Source organism: Vibrio sp. OPT20, from assembly GCF_963889365.1.
Taxonomy (GTDB): domain Bacteria; phylum Pseudomonadota; class Gammaproteobacteria; order Enterobacterales; family Vibrionaceae; genus Vibrio; species Vibrio splendidus.
In genome coordinates, this window is record NZ_CAWPOA010000101.1 from 214,596 (window position 1) to 233,721 (window position 19,126).

A 19,126-nucleotide genomic window follows, 5' to 3' on the forward strand; every position below is an offset into this window, starting at 1 on the left:
AGCATTTACTTAGACCGACCAGAAGATTGCAGACACTATCCAAGCCTGATTAATGAGATGGTACGAGATGAGTGTGAAATGATTGAGGTGGTGGATTTACAAGACACGAAGAAAGCTCAAAGGAAACTCGACCTGTTGATGAAAGACAGCCGCCCTTCAAGCTATTCGTAAGCGATGATCTTTTGAAGATCAATCTTCAGTATTAGCTAGTAGCCGCTAAAACCTTAAGACAAATACTGGTTCGCTTCTAACCAATCAAGCGCAACCAGTGCCGCCAATGAGCATACCGCTCTGTCGTTACCATCAACAAACTTAAGCTCTTCGATTTCGGCATCTGGAGACAGTTCACCAGTATAATCAGCAAGGTAACAAGTCAATTGCACTGATACGCCTTCCGCTTTGCCATCAGCTTGACCTGTAAAGGTCTCAACGTATTTGATGGAATCAGTCACTAAATCAACTGAGATCTCTTCTTTGATTTCACGAACCAGTGCTTGCTCATCGCTTTCGCCAGCTTCACGCTTACCACCCGGTAGGTAGAACAGTTCTTTGCCTTTTGATCTCACCATCAACAACTTGCCGTCTTTGATGAATATCCAAGCCAGCTTATCAATTACCTTATGCATGTCGTTAGACCTTATTTCTGTTTTAGTTCTCGTTATTACTGAATCTGGCCGCGCTATTATCCACGACCAAACAAAGCCTGGGTATGTTACACGCTGCAATGAATATACTCTATTGAATCGAATCGGAAATATCATAACCAAAACGAAAAATGACAGCCTTCGAGACAAGGCTCGTCAACTGGCATTGGCGTTATTTATTGGTTGTTCGCTAGCGGTCCGTAGATAGAATCAATCGACTAGCCACTTAAGCGCTGAGTCATGGCCTTCGAATGACTTAATCTCACCAGACACAAACCAACTGCCGACTTTTGATGCCATTTCTTGCCAGCTTTTATCACCATATATCGCGATTTTGTCTATCTTCGAATTGAGCTCTAATCCCAGTTTGAAATCATCCCAAGCAGCACGCAACTCCCAACCCGTTAAGGTGGAGATGTCGACCAGCATCTTAAGTTTCGATGAATCGAGTTCTTCTAGCGTGGTATTCAGAATTGGTATCATTGCTTGATAATCATCATGTGTGAGTTTGCCTTTCGCTTTGAACACAACGATAGTTTCACCGCTAACACGTTCAATTCCAACCGATATTCCGTGACGTTCGATACTCATAACCTAGCCCTCATACTAGAAACTAGAGTTAGCTTAGAGGATTAAACAACAAAGAGATGAGAGGTTTGCGTCAAAACAGACAAGCGCTTTATCTGAACTTAATATCAGAGAGTTAATCGCGCTTTTCCAACAGTTCGCTTAGGGATTGAACTTGCATGACATTCGGATGCTCTGACTTAAGATCAGCACTTTCCGTGTTCAACCACACCGCTTTCAAACCCGCTTCAAGTGCTGGGTAAATGTCTTTCTCTAGAGTGTCGCCTACCATGGTGATGTCTTGTGGTGCAACACCGAGCTTAGAAATAATGGCAGGATAGAACTCCGGCTCAAACTTGGAAAAACCTATGCTCGCCTTACAAAAATAACCCAAGATATATTGAGACAGGCCAACGCGCTCAAAGGCTCGAATGATGTCGTCTTTACTGGAATCACCAGCATTGGTGGCAACATAAACTTGGTGATTTTTGGAGAGTTCAGCCAGTAATGCACGAGCACCACTCACTTCTTGTACGGTTTCCCAGTCGCACATCTTCCCTTGTGCGTCTGGGAAATCGACCATCAGCGTATTGCCCCAGTCGAATAAGACTATTTCTGTTAATTCGATTAGCTTTGTCATCTTGCCTCCTGCATACGATGAATTATCTAATGTTTAAGCGAGCCTATAAAAACTTCTCGATCAGGATCTCGTCAAAGTATTGGTCACCAATCTTACCGTGTTTCTTAGCCGTTCCGACGATTTCAAAACCTTGCTTAAGGTATACCGCTAACGCGCGCTCGTTGTCTGCTCTTACATAGGCGAACAGCTTTTCATAACCTTTGGCTTTCGCTGATTTGAATGTGTAATCAAACAACTGCTTGGCGACGCCCTGCCCACGGCTATTGGCATCAACATAGGTTCCAATGATACCAACATGGCCAAAGGCTTTAGTATAAGTAGCAAATGGTTCGACATTCTGGAAGCCAAGTAACTGACTCGTAGCTTCGTTAACTGCAACGCTAAACACACCACGCTCAGGGAACGACTCAATGAATGCCTTTTCTTCATCAACAGTAAAAGTCTGATCCAAGATCGTATAACGCGCTTCGATAATGATTGGATTCAAGACATCAATAATGCCTTGTGCATCTTCTACTGTTACTTCTCTGATTGTTAAGCTCATGCTTCTCTACCTTTTTATTGCTTTGGGCAGATTCTATCGTTACATGCGATCTCTTTGATAGGACAGAATGTTGTCGAAAGCGATATCGAAGTAGAGTTCGTAGCTATTTTGTTCAACATAGCCCAAATGTGGAGTCGCAGTAACGTTTGGTAAGGACAATAACGGTTCGGTGTCCAGTTATCTTGCTTTAGTCAAAGATACCTAAAGTGCCATGCCTTACGATTCAACACATCACGCGCGGGGACTTCACTATTGATAAACCACTTTGAAACGCTCCAACATAAGTAACATGTCTTCACTTGGTGATATCTTGAGTTCTTCACATTCACGTGAGAAGAAATTCCAGTGTGCTTTTCTCCACCATTCTAGTGTTTTGTCACCCTCGCCTTCTGCAGCAGCAAACTCCGCACTCACTTCGTTGTATTTGCACGACGACACCGACGTGATCTCAACAATACATACGGGCTTACCATCCCAATCGGTGACGACTTGCAAGTGACCAACTATGGGTCTCGTCTCGCCTTCATGGGTATACCAGTGTTCAAGGCCGCAGGACGCCTGTTTTTCACCTTTTAAAATCAACTGTGCGCAGAGGTTAGCGTTGTACTCGTCGGCGCAGTAATAATCAGCACTAAAGGAGGTGTATTGCGAGGCAACGTCTGCTGGCAATGTGTTGAGGTAGTTATCAAGATAAGCTTTGCTTCTTTCTTCCATGATCTTTCCAAATTCAATATTAGGTTGAGCCGATAAATACTTATAGATTAAGCATCTGGCTGCATTGGGAGTAACCTATCAAGTCAGATTATTGCTGTAAACCGAGTGAATATCAAAATGTGGGCTGAGAAAGAAGAATATCGGTAGGATTTCGAGGCCAGTACAAGAAGAGCCAAAAAGTAAAAAGAGCTAAAAGCGCCTTTAGGCTGTGCTTTTAGCTCTTCGTATCTCGTTACTAGTACCTCGTAACTGAGCAGGAAATTAACGGTTCAAGAAGTCGACCGCTTTGTCTGGGAAGTCGGTAAACACGCCATCGACTTTGACTTGGTTGTAGAATACATCCAACATACCTTCAAAGTTATCAGCATAAGCTGGGATTCTTCCTGGGTCAGCACGGAACGTGTACGGGTGAACGTCTAAGCCAGCGTCTTTTGCTGACTTCATCAATGGTTTAATAATGATGTTATCTTTGGTCGATGCATCGTCCACCAGCATAGGTTTCCATGGGCCAATGCCATCAGCATAGCTAGCGACTTTTGCCATTCCGCCCTTCTCAAACATCCAGTCATAACTGTACGGCGTTGCTTTGTCACCTTGGTACGTCATGGTTTCGTTCCAGTCTGTGTAAGCCATCAACTGAACGAGCTTAAGATCCATTTCCATCGCTGGCATAAGTTCATCATTGATGCGTTGAAGTTCATTGGCGTCGAAACACTGCAAGTACACCTTGTCGTCTTTCGATAGATACCCATATTGTTGCAAGGTGGCAAGTACAGCTTTAGAGATATCTTTTCCTTCGTGACGATGGAACCAAGGTGCTTTAATCTCTGGATAGATGCCCACGTCATAACCTAAGGTCTTATTTAAGCCTTGGATCAGCTCAATCTCTTCTGCAAAGGTAGCGACACGGAAATCAGACTGCCACATAGGGAAGCGTGCTGGGAACCCAGCTACTCGATTACCTTGGTCATCTAGATTAAAGCCTTCAGTCACTTTTAATGATTTGATCTCGGCAAGCGTAAAATCAATCGCGTAATAGCGGCCATCTGCTCGTGCACGGTCTGGAAAGCGGTCAGCAACATCAGTGACGCGATCTAAATAGTGATCATGCAAAACCACCAATTGGTCATCTTTGGTCATCACTACATCTTGTTCGATATAGTCAGGTTTCATTGCGTAAGCGAGTGCTTTAGCCGGTAATGTATGCTCGGGTAAATAACCAGAAGCACCGCGATGCGCAATCACTAAAGGATCGGCGAACGCATTTGCAGATAAGCTAAGTGCTAGTAAAGTCAGAGACAGTGACGTTGTTTTCATTATTGTTTCCCTTGATAAAACAGAAGCAGGATATACCTGCCTCTGTTGTTATTAGTATGGTGTGGTTCAGCTAATAAACTACTGAGTTAGCGCTTCTTTCTCTCGTTCGAGATCTTTTTGTTTATGGTGCGCACGCTCACCGAGGAAGGCGTAAAGCAGACAAATTATTGAAGCAACACAAGCTCCGACCAAAATCATGAAGCCGCCATCCCAGCCGTAATGGTCAACCATGAAACCAAGCACGGCATTGGCAGCAACTGCCCCGCCTAGGTAACCAAATAGACCCGTTAAGCCAGCCGCTGTACCTGCCGCTTTCTTTGGTGCAAGTTCAAGTGCATACAAGCCGATTAGCATTACTGGACCATAAATAAGGAAGCCAATCGCAATCAGTGCCAACATATCGACCGTTGGGTTACCCGCTGGGTTCAACCAGTACACCAACACTGCGACAGTTACGAGAACCATAAACAGGATCCCTGCTGGAGCGCGTCGACCTTTGAACAATTTATCTGAAATCCAACCACACAATAACGTGCCAGGAATACCTGCCCACTCATACAGGAAGTAAGCCCAAGACGATTTATCTACTGAGAAGTCTTTTGCTTCTTTTAAGTAAACTGGAGCCCAATCGAGTACGCCATAGCGGATAAGATAAACAAACGCATTAGCAATCGCGATTGACCACAGTAACTTGTTAGAGAAAACGTACTTAAAGAAGATCTCTTTCGCCGTCATTTCTTTCTCGTGAGACGTATCGTAGTCGTCTGGGTAATCGTCTTTGTGTTCTTCAATCGGTGGTAAGCCACAAGATTGAGGTGTATCTCTTACCGTGAACCAAACAAAAATAGCAACGAGAGTGGCAAAAAATGCAGGAACATAAAAAGCGGTTCGCCAGTCGTCATTAAAAGCCCAAAGACCCAATAAGAACATTGGTCCAATCAAACCGCCGCCGACGTTGTGAGCAACGTTCCATACCGACACTATCTCGCCACGTTCTTTACGCGACCACCAGTGAACCATGGTTCGCCCACAAGCTGGCCAGCCCATGCCTTGAAACCAACCATTCAAGAACAGCAGGATAAACATCGCAGTGATGCTGCCTGTCGCCCATGGCATGAATCCGAAGCAGAACATGACCAATGCCGACATTAACAAGCCGCCACTGAGAAAATAACGAGGATTAGAGCGATCAGAAACACTGCCCATTAAAAACTTAGATAAACCGTAAGCGATGGATACTGCGGCTAAAGCAATCCCTAGCTCTCCTCGACTGTACCCTTGCTCAATCAGGTATGGCATCGCCAAACTGAAGTTTTTGCGGACTAAATAGTACCCCGCATAACCAACAAAGATACCGAGAAAAAGCTGCCATCGTAATCGTGTGTAGGTGCTATCGATCTTATCGGTAGATAAGCGATCGATATGCGCCATAGGTTTGAATATTCCAAACATAGGAACCTCATGTGTATTGGGCGATAGAAATAAAATGCTCGAACGAAAAAAGTTTAGCGCTCATTCGAAAGCCTGGGAATTGTATGTGCTTCAGGATTATTTTCTGTGATAGAGATAGCCATTAACAAAAAATAACCTTAAATACAGCACTTTAGTTTCATTTAATTAGACTACGCTTCATATTTTTGTTTTTGATTTCTTATTCGAGGAAGGCATTTGTATATAAATCATACTTTCGAGTGAGCAATTCATTATCAATTTCACTTAACAGAATGTCCGGAACTTCAGTGTGGTAGTTATCAGATCAATAGATTGGTACATATAGAGCATGCATAGTGAATGAGTCAGAATATAAGCTTGCGCAATGCATAGCACAAATAACACATAGCAGATCGTGATGTATTGTATTTCTTTTCGTTTATTTATCGACCTGACCCGATTGTTTATTGTATGTCTCAAGCGATGCAGCAATGTCTATACACAAGGCGTGTACCCGTCACCTAGTAGTGAAGTTAGTCAGTGAGCATCTTACGAATTCAATAAACGATAGGAAATATCATGAACAAATCACTTATCGCACTCGTTCTTACTGCAGTTTTAGCAGGTTGTTCATCTAGCGGTGGTTCTGAACCAGCACAACCTCAATTTGATGGTGATTATGGTTTCGAAAACATTGACCCAGGTTTTGGTAACGGCGACCCATCTTTTGACGGTGATAATGGTTATGACAACGCAGACCCAACGTACGGCAATCCAAAAAGTATTGCCGACAGAATTGACGAAGCTGATTTAGGTTTTGTTCATATCCCTGAATTGGGAGACATTCCTTTCTTTAACCGAGATGACAGCGATGCCCATGTCTCAGCCGTTCGAGAGCAGGTTAGCGACGAGCATACTCTCTACAGCATCTACGTGGATGATAAGCGTGTTGGTGAAATCATCATTCGTGACAACTATGTCACGGTTAGCTCTGGTGACAAGATGATCTCAGGTGAGCAGAAGTCTTATCTTGATACTGAACATACCTTTTGGACAGTAAAAGACACTAACGGCAATGTAGTTGGTGACTTTAAGCGACTCGACGATGGTGTTTGGGTGTTCCGTGAAGAGATGAACCGTGAAACATTTGTGGTTAAGTATCACGATGGTCAGTGGAATTTTATCCCAGTTGCGGATATTAAAAATAAGGTTAAAGACAACTTGCCTTCTCAGTCAGAAGTTACCAAAGTTCGTGCAAAAATGCAGGTCAATAAGCTGCGTACTTTAAAATAACAATTACCCCCATTCCCATATCAAATAGGCATCCTCAAATCTAAGGGATGCCGTTCAAAACATCTACGAAGAAAACACTAACAAAAAGCTCAAGGAAGATCCGGACTAGGTTACTAATCTACTGGCGTTCAATGCTTTGAATTCGCCGATATTTTGTATACATAAGCGAGAGATCCAATGACCATCAAAAAACTTCCCCTTCTCATCTTAGCCGCTACTCTGTTTTTCACTGTTTCTGAAGTTCAAGCCTATGAACAAAACCAAGAAGAAACTGCGATAACATTTGGTCTCTCGGCTGAGCGCGGATGGAGAGATTGGTCTGCTTCTTACATAAAATATCGCGGTCCGGGTAGCATCGGTTATGGTATTGAATTTACTCGTTCTGCTTATAACGAAGACGAAGAATCGTACGAATACAAACAACGTGACAACGAATATCAGTTTCACGCCCCTATTGGAATCACCGAAAACTTGTACATCACTCCCGGTTACGGGATTAAGCGAACACATACAGACGTAACTTTGGATAGCCGCGAGTTCTCTGACAGCTCAACCAAACAAGTCGGAGGCGTAGATGCCACCTATATTATGGACAGTGGCTTTGTAGTGACAGCAGGATTCGATAAAGCAGAAGGTGAAGACTTGGAATTCTCAATTGGTGCTGGTATCGCCTGGTAAAGGTAATAAGCCTAATAGATTTAGCAAACAAAAAGGGCCTAGATTTCTCTAGACCCTTTCAAGTAATAACTCTTAGTGACTTTATGTTGGCTAATTAGGCAAAACATTTGCTAACTACACGAAGCATTAGCTCGTCACACAAAGCGATTATTCTTCGATGTAAAAAGCTTCTACAGAGCCTTTTAGAGTAATAAGCATTGGCTGACCACGGCGGTCTAGCGCTTTTGGAGAAGGGATCTTAACCCAACCTTCGCTGATGCAGTATTCTTCAACATCAGTACGCTCTTTACCATTTAGACGAATGCCGATTGGGTATTCGAAACACTCAGCCACGTGGTGTGGGCTGCGTGGGTTACCTGCTAGATGATCTGGTAAAGCTGGTTTTGAATTAGTATCGCTCATGTTCATTACCTGTATGTACGTAAATAAAAAAAGTGCGCCATTCTAGTCAATATAGGCTTTGTGCTCAACAACTGCTGCAATAAATCGTAGTGATCGTTTTAATCAACAGCGAGTTGTTTGATTTAAAGGCGATATAGGTATTATTTCAAACGAAAATTTAACAGGATTATACGTTGTTGATAAAGAGATAGGTTCAATACTCGATAGGTAGATAACCTAATAGTTGGCTTTGCTCTGAGCTTATCGAATAAGCTCTATACTCATCACTTTATGGTTTGCTTCTGAGTCGATATCGACGACTGACCAACCTAATCCTTGGTAGAGTTCCATTACATTGGTGTACACGTACAGTTGAGTTTGTACTGTAGAAGAAAACTGTTTTACACCACGATTAATCAATTCACTTGCAATACCTTGACCACGCCATTGAGCATCAACATAAACAGCATTAATCCAAACCACATCTCTTACTTGATGAGGTTCCTGAAAATGGGAATATGCCAAGCCACCAATGACCACATTATCGCGAAGCACTATTATTACTGGAGGGAGTTGTACGCAGTCTTTATAGGTATCTTTAAACTTAAAATCCGACCATTCACTTTGAAACAAGCGCTCTAATTCACTCCAATATGGCGAACTTTCATCGCAATTTCTAAAGATGACTTTCTGCATGTCTTTCCATCCTTTGAAGGGCTAATACGGCCATCCTAACCTTGGTTTATATTAGTGTAGGTAAAGTTACTCTTCTTCGTCGTAATCGTCTGCAGGGTCTTGATTGATTTCTTCGCCACACCCTAAGCATTCGGCTTGCAAATCTGTTGGCATCACAATAATCAAACCACAATGCGGACATAAATCGCCTTGTTGAAACATCCTGCTACTCCTTCTACTTCATGGCTATTGCTTAGGATACTTTTGTTTACTCGCTTCTAACCAGTCATGAATAACTTGGCGAGCGGACTCCGATGGCGGTGCATTTCGTTTTCCGCAAATTTGGTCAATCTCAAACGGAAACGCTTTGCTCGGGACACGACGTAAACCTATGGTTAAACGCTGAGGTTTGAACATGCGGAATACCACATAGCGATCACTCATGATTCGATTATGATAAACACCAATGCAGTGTTTTTGCTCCATGCCTTCTTTTTCAAGGTCGTAGTAATCAGTAAGCGGATGAATATTGTCGTTACCTAGCAAAGGAACCGGGTAAGGAATGTCTTTATCCATTGGGCGGTTACCTTCTAAACGACGCAGTTGACGTTGCTCTGTCCATCTATCGTGAAGTTGTTCGAACATCGCAAATGAGTTCTGGCTGGTAATGGCGCGTAATGGATCATCCATCTCCAAATCTAGTCCTAACAATATCGCATCTTGGAACATTGCCATTTTTGAAGGCGCATTAAGCCTGCCCTCTTCCACCATCGCAATGCCCAATCGACTGCCGGTTAGAAATGGATGAACTTGATCCAAACGAAGCGCTGTGTAGCCAACTTTGGAGTAATGCTTGAATTTAAGAACACGTCTTTGCAGGGGTTCGAGAATTCGCACAATGTGGTCAAGCTCATCACCGACGTTGTAATGAAGCTCTAGCTTATCGATAAATTTGAGTGTGGCTTTACTGCCGTCTAAGCCCAGTTTGGTTAAGATTCTCTTCTGCCCTAGACGACTCAGTTCCAATGCTTTCTTGTTATCGACACTGTGTTTCATGCAGATTAACGCCAAGATAACCGGCCTTAATTCAAGCAATTGAGCCGCCTCATAAGTGTTCGCCGCGAGCCACAACATCTGGTATTGATACTCTGGGAAATCATCGGTTATCTCACGATAACGAGCTGGCAATGAATCTAACCAACGACCATTCACATCAAACTGCTCAACGAGGTTGAGGCTTAAACCAATACCACCATCGAGCGGTCGTCTACCATCTTCAAACACATGAAAGCCCACGAGCTTTTGCGACCAATCACTGATCTCAATATCGTAATCAAAGCCTAATGTGCGAGTGGGAATGGTAAGTAGTGCTGTCATTGATGCCTCTTCGTTAATGGCGCGTTGAACTGTCGAACTTATCTAATAACAAAAAGCCTAAAGCTCGGACTGAAGTCACTATAACAACCTTTTGTAAATTTCTTATCAATCAAAGCGATATAAATACAAGAGTACTTAGAAGATCTTTGAATGATGATTTTACGCAATATGAGACCTCTTCGATATCATTTACTTAGAGAGAAACTATGCTTGTAACATCACTAATAACAAGAGGCTTTAATTATGGAATACCGACATATTCTGGTCGCACTTGAAATGTCTGATGACTCGAAAATACTCATTGATAGAGCAACCTTCTTCGCGAACAAACTAGAAACGGAACTTTCGTTTGTTTATATCGACGGTACTCACGGAGAAATCTACCCAGAACTCGTTGATATTCAACAAAATAATGGTGACTTACCTGTCAATGATGATGCGATAAAACACTTAAGAGAGTTTGAGGCTTACGCTAAACATCCGGTTCAGCATATTTTTGTAGGTACGGGAGATTTGAATGACAAACTCAAAGATGCTGTGAAAACGCACAACATTGATCTAATGCTCTGTGGTCATCATCATGATTTTTGGCATAAGATCATCTCGCACTCGAAGCAATTGATAGACTCTTCTCCCGTCGACATACTCGTCGTTCCTATGGACTAGAGCTCCTAGAGACTCGCGGCTTATAAAGCCAGGCTTCATTAGCCAACCTCTATCGGTATTATTGGTTGGCTTCTATCCCTTCTTTAATCCTCTTCTTTCCCCAAATTCAACCATTACCCATTTGACGAAATCATTTGTGATCTTGTTTGCTCATCCACTCGTAACCGTCTAATAACTAACAAATCACGAGTGCAAGCAATGAAAAAGATTGGTCTCTATCTTTTTACAAACGACTTAAGAATCAACGACAATCAATTACTCCATTGCGCTGCACAAAGCGTCGATAAACTCATTTGCGTGATTGTCGAACCCACTTTGGCTCGTTTCTCTGCTGATTTAGCGCAAGAACAAAGTTATGGCGCACATCGCCAGGCTTTTGTTTCGCAATCGATAGCCAATTTAGAATCAAATTTAGTGAAGCTAGGGCAGCAACTTGTCGTGATTCGCAGTAATCATTTAGAACCCGACACAACCGAGCAAACACTCAGCCAAATTATTGCTACACAGCACGTCACCCACTTTTTCGCCAATGCACACTGCGGTTACGATGAGCGACGATTGATTCGATCAATACAAAGACAGTCGCCTAACTTAGTAATGTGTTTACCACATCACTCAACCTTGTTTGACTCACATGAGCTACCGTTCGAATTCTCAAAAGTCCCGAGCTCTTTTACCAAATTTAGAAAGCTAGTCGAGCACTTGGACGTTAATGACGGTGAGACGGTTATTTCAGCTCTACCACCAGCAGTGAGACCGGCATCGACATCGACAATCTCATTATTCAGTTCACCAAATGATGAAAGCGCAGTAATAAGCGATTATTTGGGTGGCGAAGACGCAGGACTAGCGCATTTAGAAAACTACTTTTCACATGACTACGCTTTTAAATACAAGCAGACTCGAAACGCATTTGACGGCATCGAAAACTCAACCAAGTTCTCACCGTGGTTAGCGCTCGGCTGCGTTTCGCCTAAAACGATTTATCGCCAATTGAAACAGTTTGAAGCCAAGCATGGCAGTAACGATTCAACCTATTGGATCTACTTTGAGTTGTTATGGCGCGAATATTTCTATTGGAAGTGTTTGTCACTGGGTTCGTCGTTGTTCGGTGAAACTTCAAACCATGAACTCGACTCTTCAAACTCCTCAGCGATGTCGAACCTGAATTTCGCCAAATGGAAAAGTGGCAATACCAACTATCCGATTGTCGATGCATGTATGCGTCAGCTTAATGAAACAGGCTACATGTCTAACCGAGGAAGACAGCTAACGGCCAGCTGTTTGATCTACGAACTAGGGATCGATTGGCGACACGGCGCAGCCTATTTTGAGAGCCAACTTATCGACTATGACGTGGCATCAAACTGGGGCAATTGGGCGTATATAGCCGGAGCGCTGAGACCTCAGGTAAGCACTCAAACCAACAAGCAAAAGAATGCCAACCAAGCACAACCCAAATCACGTCATTTTGATTTGGGTAAGCAAACGGATATGTACGACCCAGACCATGCGTTCATCAACAAGTGGAATGCCAGAAGCAAAGAACTTGTCTTAACCAACAATCAGGATGTGTTATGAATTTAAAAACCGTGCGCCTTGTCTTAGGCGACCAACTCAATATCCAGCACTCTTGGTATCAACAGGTTGATGACGAGGTCATTTACATCATCGCTGAACTCAAGCAAGAGACTGACTACGTTGCATCGCACATCCAAAAGGTGGCCGCTTTTTTCTCTGCGATGGGCTATTTTGCCGACGAACTCAAACAACAAGGTCATCAGGTACTCCACCTCACTCTTGATGACACCACGCAATTTGAAAATCTCGATGCTCTATTGCAACACTACGTACACGAATTCGGCGCTGAGAAATTCGAATATCAAAGGCCAGATGAATATCGCCTTTTAGAGCAGATGAACAAGCTAAAGCTAACTAATGCGACCAAAGGTTGTTGTGATTCCGAACACTTCCTCTTTCCATTCGAAGAGATCGAACAACAGTTTCCGAAAGACAAACACATCATGATGGAACACTTCTATCGCCGAATGAGAAAGCGCTTCGACATTTTGCTAGAAGACGGAAAGCCCGTTGGTGGAAAATGGAATTACGATGCGAACAATCGAAAGAAGCTCAAGAAACAAGACATTGAAAGCCTGCCTCAACCTCTGATGTTTGCCAACGACATTTCCGTGATTTTAGAACGCATCGAGCGTCATCAAGTTCAAACCATTGGTGAAGTTGGCGATCAATTATTATGGCCAGTTAACCGCGCACAAAGCTTGTCTCTGCTCGCTCATTTCTGCCAAGTCTGCTTACCGTTATTTGGGCAATTTCAAGATGCGATGACTACAGAACACGATTCAAAATGGAGCTTGTATCATAGCCGCCTCTCCTTTTCATTGAACAGTAAACTGCTAAGTCCCCAAGAAGTGATTGATGCTGCGTTATCAGCTTATCAAGCTCCTTCTAAGCCAAGTGCACCCACTATCGATATTGCACAAGTCGAAGGGTTCGTACGCCAAATTCTAGGCTGGAGAGAATACATACGTGGCATTTATTGGGCGAACATGCCTGCTTACGCCAACAAAAATCACTACGCAGCAGACCGTCAGTTGCCTCATTACTTTTGGGATGGGCAAACCAAGATGAATTGCATGAAGCATGCGATTGACCAGTCCCTTGAATTTGCTTACGCGCATCACATCCAAAGGTTAATGATCACTGGCAACTTCTGCTTAATTACGGGCATAGACCCCGACCAAGTAGACAGTTGGTACCTGGGTATATACGTCGACGCGATTGAGTGGGTCGAAATGCCAAATACGCGAGGTATGGCACTTTTTGCGGATGGCGGGATCGTCGGAACCAAACCATACTCTGCCAGCGGTTCTTACATCAACCGTATGAGTGACTACTGCAAAGGCTGTCACTACAAGATAAAAGAACGCAGCGGAGAGCAATCATGCCCTTTCAATAGCTTGTACTGGCGCTTTATGAACCAGCACCGCGATGCGTTAAACCGTAACCCACGCATGGGCATGTTATATCGCTCTTGGGACAATATGGATGAACAAGACCAACAAGCGATACTCGAGACCGCAGAACAACGAATCACAAACTTGGAGAATTTATAATGGTTGAGCAACTCAGATTACACATACTAGTTGTCGGTGGGAGTGGCGGTATTGGTTTCGCTGTGGTTAAACACCTATTATCTGAGCTGTCTCGGTTTGATTTTCTTGATGTGCATGTAGACGCGACTTACCACTCTCAACAGCCAGAACTAGAAAACAGTCGTTTGAACTGGCACAAAGTCGATGCAACCAACGAAGCTGATATCGAGCAACTCAGCAAACAGTTTGAAAAATTGGACTGGTTGATAAACTGCGTGGGTATGCTTCACACATCAGAGCTCGGGCCGGAAAAAAACTTGTCTTCTATCGACCCTGAGTTTTTCCTGAAAAACATTTCAGTGAATACCCTACCCAGCTTATTACTGGCAAAGCACTTCACGCCGATTCTTAGAACGAGTGACAATCCAAAATTTGCAGTGGTATCCTCAAAGGTAGGTAGCATTTCAGATAACCGATTAGGTGGATGGTATAGCTATCGGTCATCGAAAGCGGCACTCAACATGTTCATCAAAACCATGTCGATTGAATGGCAACGCACCATAAAGAAAGGCACAGTATTAGCGCTACACCCGGGCACAACAGACACGGCTTTATCGAAGCCTTTTCAGACCAATGTCCCTGAGGGTAAGTTGTTTGAGTCGAGCTATGTCGCCCATCACTTGGTCGATATTATTCGCACTGCCACGCCGGATAAAAGTGGGCACTTCTACGCTTACGATGGTGAGCAGTTAAAGTGGTAGTTAATACCAGTGGCCGTCTTTTATGAGTGCTAAAAAAATAACCCAACAGAGTTGAGGCTCTATTGGGTTATTTTTTTGAAAGAGCGCCTCAGTTTTTTAAGGCGTTATGACTGGCATTTAAAGAAAGATCAAAAACGATGATCACGACTACTCAGCCCAATTGAACTTGCTGTCGTCTACACCTTCTTTTTCTTCTTTAACACGCTCGCGTCGGTGTTGTTCTTCAATTCGCGCAGCGTCTATCTCTTGCATAATGGCTTCGATGTCTGCCAAATCGTCAGTTTCCGTAAACTCGCCCGTCAGTTTGCTATCTGGCTTTAAGTCGCCTTTCTCGTATAAAGCCCACATTTCCTTGGCATACTCGGTTTTCGCCAATTCAGGGGCAAACTGAGCGTAATAATCACGGATGTTATTGATGTCACGAGCCAACATCCACTCAGCGTTGTTGTTCGCCGAAGCATCGACAGCTTGTGGTAGATCGATAATCACAGGGCCGTATTCATCAACCAATACGTTAAACTCAGACAAGTCACCATGGATCAAACCAACGCAAAGCATTTTAACCACGTAAGTCATCATCACCGCATGATCTTCAATCGCTTGTTCTGGCGGCATTACAACATCGTTCAATCTTGGAGCCACATAACCGTCATCATCAGTGACTAGCTCCATAAGCAGCACGCCATCAAAACAGCCATAAGGAACAGGCACACGAACACCCGCTTCTGCCAGTTTATACAAGGCATCCACTTCAGCGCTTTGCCACACTTTCTCTTGTTGCTCACGACCAAAGCCAGAGCCTTTTTCCATCGCTCGAGCACGGCGGCTATTTCGGACTTTTCGACCTTCACGATACGCCGTTGCTTTTTTAAAGCTGCGCTGGCTTATTTCCTTATATACCTTGGCACAACGGATCGTATCGCCGCAGCGTACTATGTACACTGAAGCTTCTTTGCCACTCATTAATTGGCTTGTCACCTCGTCGACTAAACCATCGTCAACTAAGGGCTGTATTCTTTTAGGTATCTTCATGCCGCCTTTATACATTAGTTGTCTTACAGATAGAAATATTAACTTAAGAAATGAATGACGAAACTATTAACGTGTTCTAAAAACGAACAGAAATTACGCCAAAGTTGGCTTATGACGACGACAACGTTCAGAACAGTAAATCACGTCATCCCAACAACGTTGCCACTTTTTACGCCATGAGAAAGGCTTTTTGCAAATAGGACATGTCTTAGTTGGTAAATGGGGCTTCTTGTGCATGGCCGTTTCCTTTTTGATGAGTCCACTTCTCGCGTCTACTAGAGATTCTCTATTACGCTCGATTCTCTATTACGCTCGATTCTCGCTTCATAGAATGACGAAGGTAATACGACCAACCCCAGATTCCCTATTACGTTCGTACCACACTTTAGGGAATGACGAAGGTAAAACCAACAAACCTAGAGTCCCTACTACGTTCGTACCTCACTTTAGGAAATGAAGAAAGTAATACCAACAAGCCCGGATTCCCTATTACTCTCGTGCCTCGCTTTAGGGAATGACGGCTGCCTTTTATTCGATCCTGACATTAAGGGATGACGGCGAAGTGATTAATGACAACTTCCGACTCCGTCATCCTCGAGAAGGAGGAACGACTGAGTCGGGGATCTGCTTAATCCAGCCCTGTTTCTATTTCTGCGCTGATGAATATGACTAGAAGCTAAGCAACAACCTTGTACTGCTTCTCCATCTCACTGACACCTAAGCCAGAGTGTTTTGTTACTTTAAGCTGAACAGGCACTCGCTCTTTCAGTGCTTCAACGTGACTAATGACGCCAATCATCTTGCCTGATGCATTCAAGTTATCGAGCGCGTTTAAAGCAATGTCCAATGTGTCGCTATCCAGCGTGCCGAAACCTTCATCCAAGAACAGAGAATCAATACTGGTTTTGTAGCTCACAAGATCAGAAAGCGCTAATGCCAACGCCAAGCTCACTAAGAAGCTCTCGCCACCGGACAAAGTCTTAGTATCACGCATCACATCGCCCTGCCATGTATCAAGCACTTGCAGCTCTAAACCATCATCGGCTTTACGTTTTAGCTCGTAACGACCATGCAAACGCTGTAGCTGCTTGTTCGCCAAGTACACCAAGTTTTCCAGTGTTAGACCTTGAGCAAACTTACGAAACTTGTCGCCGTTCTTAGAACCAATAAGTGAATTCAGGCGTGAAATATCATCAAAGTCGACCTGCTGTTCGTCTATTTGCTTAAACAGATTCTGCTGATTACTGCGGTTCTGGTTATCAGTTTCAAGATTGGCAGAAATCGCGCCGATCTTTGTCGCATGGCTTTGTTGTGCGTTTTGACACTCAGTAGTCGCTTCTTCAACTTGCTGTTGGTCTTGCTCTTGCCATGCTTTAGCATTTTCGTGGTTTTGTAGCTCCACTTGCGTCGATTTGGCGGTGTTTAACCTTGCTTTCGCACTGACAATCGCTTCGTCTAAAGACTTCTTCAGGCTTTGAAGTTGAGTTCTAACCTCTTCATCCAACAACGCTGCTTCAAAATTAGCCTCATCTTCGAATGGGCTAGTTTTCAGCTCCTCTAACCAAGCATTCGACGCTTGTGTGTAGCTCGATTGCTTACTGACCAACTCGTCCGAGAAACCAGTGTGTTTGGTTTGCTCGGTTCGATGTTCCAGCTCGCAACGGTTAAGCACTAACTGCGCAGCATCAAATGCATTTACCGCTTCAGTGACTTTTTGCTTCATCGCATTGCTGGTGGCTTGAATGTCTTTATCACCAAACAACTCTGTTCTTTCAGCCGTTACACGAGTCAGCTCTAACACTAGAGACTCACTCTCTTGCTTCAGTGTCGCGAGCTCTTTCTCAACACTGCTCAGCTTGTCATCTAAGGTTTTCAATTCGGCATTTTGAGTGATCAGTTGCTTCTCAATATCGGCCTGTTGCTGTTTGGTTTGCTGCCATGTGCTTGATGCTTGTGATTTAGCAGTAAACCAATCATCAATATGTTCAAGTTCAGGCGCTTCGATAGCCGTTTGAACAATGCTCTCTTTCAGAGCGTTCCATTGCTGTTCTTTTGCTAGAGCAATCTGAGCCACTTGTTCGCTCGTGCTGTGATTTTGCTTATTCAGATCCGCTAAGCGTTGCTCGGCCAACTCGAGATTAGACTGCGCCTTGTCAGCCATAACACTTGCAGACAAGCGTTGTTTATCAGCTTCAGCATAGTGCGCTTTAGCATCAGCCAACGCTTTGAGTTGCTGCGAGCTCCGACTTAGTTGAAGTTCACACTGCTGAGCAAATGTCGCGACTGTAGCTTCATTGCCTAAATCGTTAATCGTTAGCAGCGCCAGTTCAGGAGCCGTGCCAACGAAATCCGATAAGCTCTGTTGAAGCTTGCCGACAACGCCTTGCCAATTCATTTGAGCCTGCTGAATATCCGCTTGTGCACGTTGAATGTCATCGTTAAGCGCTGCAATCATAGGGGCAAGAGAATCTAACTGCTGACGATGCTCTTGGCCTTCTTTTTTGATAGCTGTTAACTCTAGGTTTTCTCTATCTTTTTGAGCAACCAAATTTGCAATATCTTGCGACTGTTCAATCGAATGGTCTGTTGAACCACACAGTGGGCACTCAGAGCCTGATTCTAGACCTGCACGGTATTTTGCCAACTCGCCTTCTTGATCAATCAAACGCGTTAATCGTTCAAGCGAAGTCTCTCTCTCTTTATATCGCTCCACCAGCACTTCACGTTCTTTCGAAAGCTTGTCGACCAACTGAATGTTAGTTTGATGTGCCTGTGTTTTTGCATGCAGCTGTTGCTGGGCATTTAGGAAACCACGATTGATCTCAAGTAATGAGTGCGTATGGCGACTCCAAAACTCCAACAGATCTTTTTGCGAATTCAACACTTGCTCGCTAGTGTTGCCTTGCAATGCTTCCCACTGTTGCTTTGCACTACTCTCTAGCACCACCAATTCAGCTAAGGTCTTATCTTGCGTTGCTTTAGCGTCTTGCGCAGATTTGATGATCTTTTGCTGTGCATCAACCGCACACAAAGCTTGCTTCGCTGAGTTTAGTTGTTCTGCATGTTGACGCTCTAAAGTACGAACTTGCTCAACTTTGGCTTGCCATTGACCTAGGTATTTTTCCAGATGTTGGTCAGCTTGATGTGTATTTAAATACTCAGTACTGAGTTGATCTTGTTGCTTCAGCGCATCTATTTTTTGGACTAACACGACCTGTTGATTACGCTGCTGCGTATGTTGCTCGTTTAGCGTATTCGCTGTATTAACGGCCGCAGTTTGCTTATCTTTG

At 43.8% G+C, this 19,126-nt stretch carries 20 protein-coding genes and 2 pseudogenes; 7 read left to right on the forward strand and 15 right to left on the reverse strand.

Annotation, left to right across the window (positions count from 1 at the left end; all coding sequences use genetic code 11):
- Window positions 1-171 (forward strand): annotated as a pseudogene (locus AACR09_RS21125) (YkgJ family cysteine cluster protein); the annotation flags it as partial.
- Window positions 172-224: 53 nt separating this feature from the next.
- On the opposite strand, the gene AACR09_RS21130 reads toward AACR09_RS21125, so the two are convergent.
- The 8 genes and pseudogenes from AACR09_RS21130 to glpT form a co-directional block, all read right to left on the reverse strand.
- Entirely contained in the window at window positions 225-626 is a 402-nt protein-coding gene (locus tag AACR09_RS21130) for an NUDIX hydrolase (RefSeq protein WP_193835642.1), read from the reverse strand.
- Between the two features lie 228 nt (window positions 627-854).
- The gene (locus AACR09_RS21135) at window positions 855-1,235 is read right to left on the reverse strand and encodes a SpoIIAA family protein (RefSeq protein ID WP_193835643.1); all 381 of its coding nucleotides are present in this window, start codon (window positions 1,233-1,235) and stop codon (window positions 855-857) included.
- 112 nt (window positions 1,236-1,347) lie between these two features.
- Window positions 1,348-1,851, reverse strand: a complete 504-nt coding sequence (locus tag AACR09_RS21140; protein WP_102537186.1) for an HAD family hydrolase — start codon at window positions 1,849-1,851, stop codon at window positions 1,348-1,350.
- 43 nt (window positions 1,852-1,894) lie between these two features.
- Window positions 1,895-2,395, reverse strand: coding sequence for a GNAT family N-acetyltransferase (locus AACR09_RS21145; protein ID WP_193835644.1), 501 nt, complete (start codon window positions 2,393-2,395; stop codon window positions 1,895-1,897).
- A gap of 39 nt (window positions 2,396-2,434) precedes the next feature.
- Window positions 2,435-2,569: pseudogene (locus AACR09_RS21150) on the reverse strand (D-2-hydroxyacid dehydrogenase family protein); the annotation flags it as partial.
- A 75-nt stretch (window positions 2,570-2,644) separates the two neighbouring features.
- Entirely contained in the window at window positions 2,645-3,109 is a 465-nt protein-coding gene (locus tag AACR09_RS21155; RefSeq protein WP_193835645.1) for an ASCH domain-containing protein, read from the reverse strand.
- A 261-nt stretch (window positions 3,110-3,370) separates the two neighbouring features.
- Entirely contained in the window at window positions 3,371-4,426 is a 1,056-nt protein-coding gene (glpQ, locus tag AACR09_RS21160; protein WP_193835646.1) for a glycerophosphodiester phosphodiesterase, read from the reverse strand.
- Between the two features lie 78 nt (window positions 4,427-4,504).
- On the reverse strand, window positions 4,505-5,878 hold the full coding sequence (gene glpT, locus AACR09_RS21165; protein ID WP_017083570.1) for a glycerol-3-phosphate transporter: 1,374 nt from the start codon (window positions 5,876-5,878) through the stop codon (window positions 4,505-4,507).
- A 558-nt stretch (window positions 5,879-6,436) separates the two neighbouring features.
- Here glpT and AACR09_RS21170 point away from each other — a divergent pair.
- Both AACR09_RS21170 and AACR09_RS21175 read left to right on the forward strand, forming a co-directional pair.
- Window positions 6,437-7,150, forward strand: a complete 714-nt coding sequence (locus tag AACR09_RS21170; RefSeq protein ID WP_102487990.1) for a membrane lipoprotein lipid attachment site-containing protein — start codon at window positions 6,437-6,439, stop codon at window positions 7,148-7,150.
- Between the two features lie 177 nt (window positions 7,151-7,327).
- Window positions 7,328-7,828 (forward strand): hypothetical protein, encoded by a 501-nt coding sequence (locus AACR09_RS21175; RefSeq protein ID WP_102487989.1) that lies wholly within the window; start codon window positions 7,328-7,330, stop codon window positions 7,826-7,828.
- 147 nt (window positions 7,829-7,975) lie between these two features.
- Here AACR09_RS21175 and AACR09_RS21180 read toward each other — a convergent pair whose 3' ends face one another.
- From AACR09_RS21180 to AACR09_RS21195, 4 genes are all read right to left on the reverse strand, one after another.
- Window positions 7,976-8,230, reverse strand: a complete 255-nt coding sequence (locus AACR09_RS21180) for a DUF3297 family protein (RefSeq protein WP_004733911.1) — start codon at window positions 8,228-8,230, stop codon at window positions 7,976-7,978.
- A 240-nt stretch (window positions 8,231-8,470) separates the two neighbouring features.
- Window positions 8,471-8,905 carry a GNAT family N-acetyltransferase gene (locus tag AACR09_RS21185; RefSeq protein WP_017090242.1) on the reverse strand — a complete coding sequence of 145 codons (435 nt, stop codon included), beginning with the start codon at window positions 8,903-8,905 and terminating at the stop codon, window positions 8,471-8,473.
- A gap of 66 nt (window positions 8,906-8,971) precedes the next feature.
- The gene (locus tag AACR09_RS21190; RefSeq protein WP_009846853.1) at window positions 8,972-9,106 is read right to left on the reverse strand and encodes a hypothetical protein; all 135 of its coding nucleotides are present in this window, start codon (window positions 9,104-9,106) and stop codon (window positions 8,972-8,974) included.
- Window positions 9,107-9,130: 24 nt separating this feature from the next.
- On the reverse strand, window positions 9,131-10,261 hold the full coding sequence (locus AACR09_RS21195) for a PcfJ domain-containing protein (RefSeq protein WP_017097434.1): 1,131 nt from the start codon (window positions 10,259-10,261) through the stop codon (window positions 9,131-9,133).
- A 243-nt stretch (window positions 10,262-10,504) separates the two neighbouring features.
- Here AACR09_RS21195 and AACR09_RS21200 point away from each other — a divergent pair, with 243 nt between their 5' ends.
- The 4 genes from AACR09_RS21200 (at window position 10,505) to AACR09_RS21215 (ending at window position 14,804) form a co-directional block, all read left to right on the forward strand.
- On the forward strand, window positions 10,505-10,927 hold the full coding sequence (locus tag AACR09_RS21200; protein ID WP_017083567.1) for a universal stress protein: 423 nt from the start codon (window positions 10,505-10,507) through the stop codon (window positions 10,925-10,927).
- Between the two features lie 198 nt (window positions 10,928-11,125).
- Window positions 11,126-12,508 carry a DASH family cryptochrome gene (locus AACR09_RS21205; RefSeq protein WP_193835647.1) on the forward strand — a complete coding sequence of 461 codons (1,383 nt, stop codon included), beginning with the start codon at window positions 11,126-11,128 and terminating at the stop codon, window positions 12,506-12,508.
- On the forward strand, window positions 12,505-14,064 hold the full coding sequence (locus AACR09_RS21210) for a cryptochrome/photolyase family protein (RefSeq protein ID WP_193835648.1): 1,560 nt from the start codon (window positions 12,505-12,507) through the stop codon (window positions 14,062-14,064). The genes AACR09_RS21205 and AACR09_RS21210 overlap by 4 nt, the downstream gene beginning before the upstream one ends.
- A complete protein-coding gene (locus tag AACR09_RS21215; RefSeq protein ID WP_193835649.1) occupies window positions 14,064-14,804 on the forward strand; it encodes an SDR family oxidoreductase in 741 nt (246 codons plus the stop codon). The genes AACR09_RS21210 and AACR09_RS21215 overlap by 1 nt, the downstream gene beginning before the upstream one ends.
- 147 nt (window positions 14,805-14,951) lie before the next feature.
- On the opposite strand, the gene AACR09_RS21220 is transcribed toward AACR09_RS21215, so the two are convergent.
- From AACR09_RS21220 to AACR09_RS21230, 3 genes are all read right to left on the reverse strand, one after another.
- Window positions 14,952-15,836, reverse strand: a complete 885-nt coding sequence (locus AACR09_RS21220; protein ID WP_029221996.1) for a PA4780 family RIO1-like protein kinase — start codon at window positions 15,834-15,836, stop codon at window positions 14,952-14,954.
- A gap of 93 nt (window positions 15,837-15,929) precedes the next feature.
- Complete coding sequence (locus AACR09_RS21225; RefSeq protein ID WP_081090015.1) at window positions 15,930-16,073, reverse strand: DUF2256 domain-containing protein; 144 nt, start codon at window positions 16,071-16,073, stop codon at window positions 15,930-15,932.
- Between the two features lie 439 nt (window positions 16,074-16,512).
- A partial coding sequence (locus tag AACR09_RS21230) for an SbcC/MukB-like Walker B domain-containing protein (RefSeq protein WP_228010798.1) occupies window positions 16,513-19,126 on the reverse strand: 2,614 nt, incomplete at its 5' end.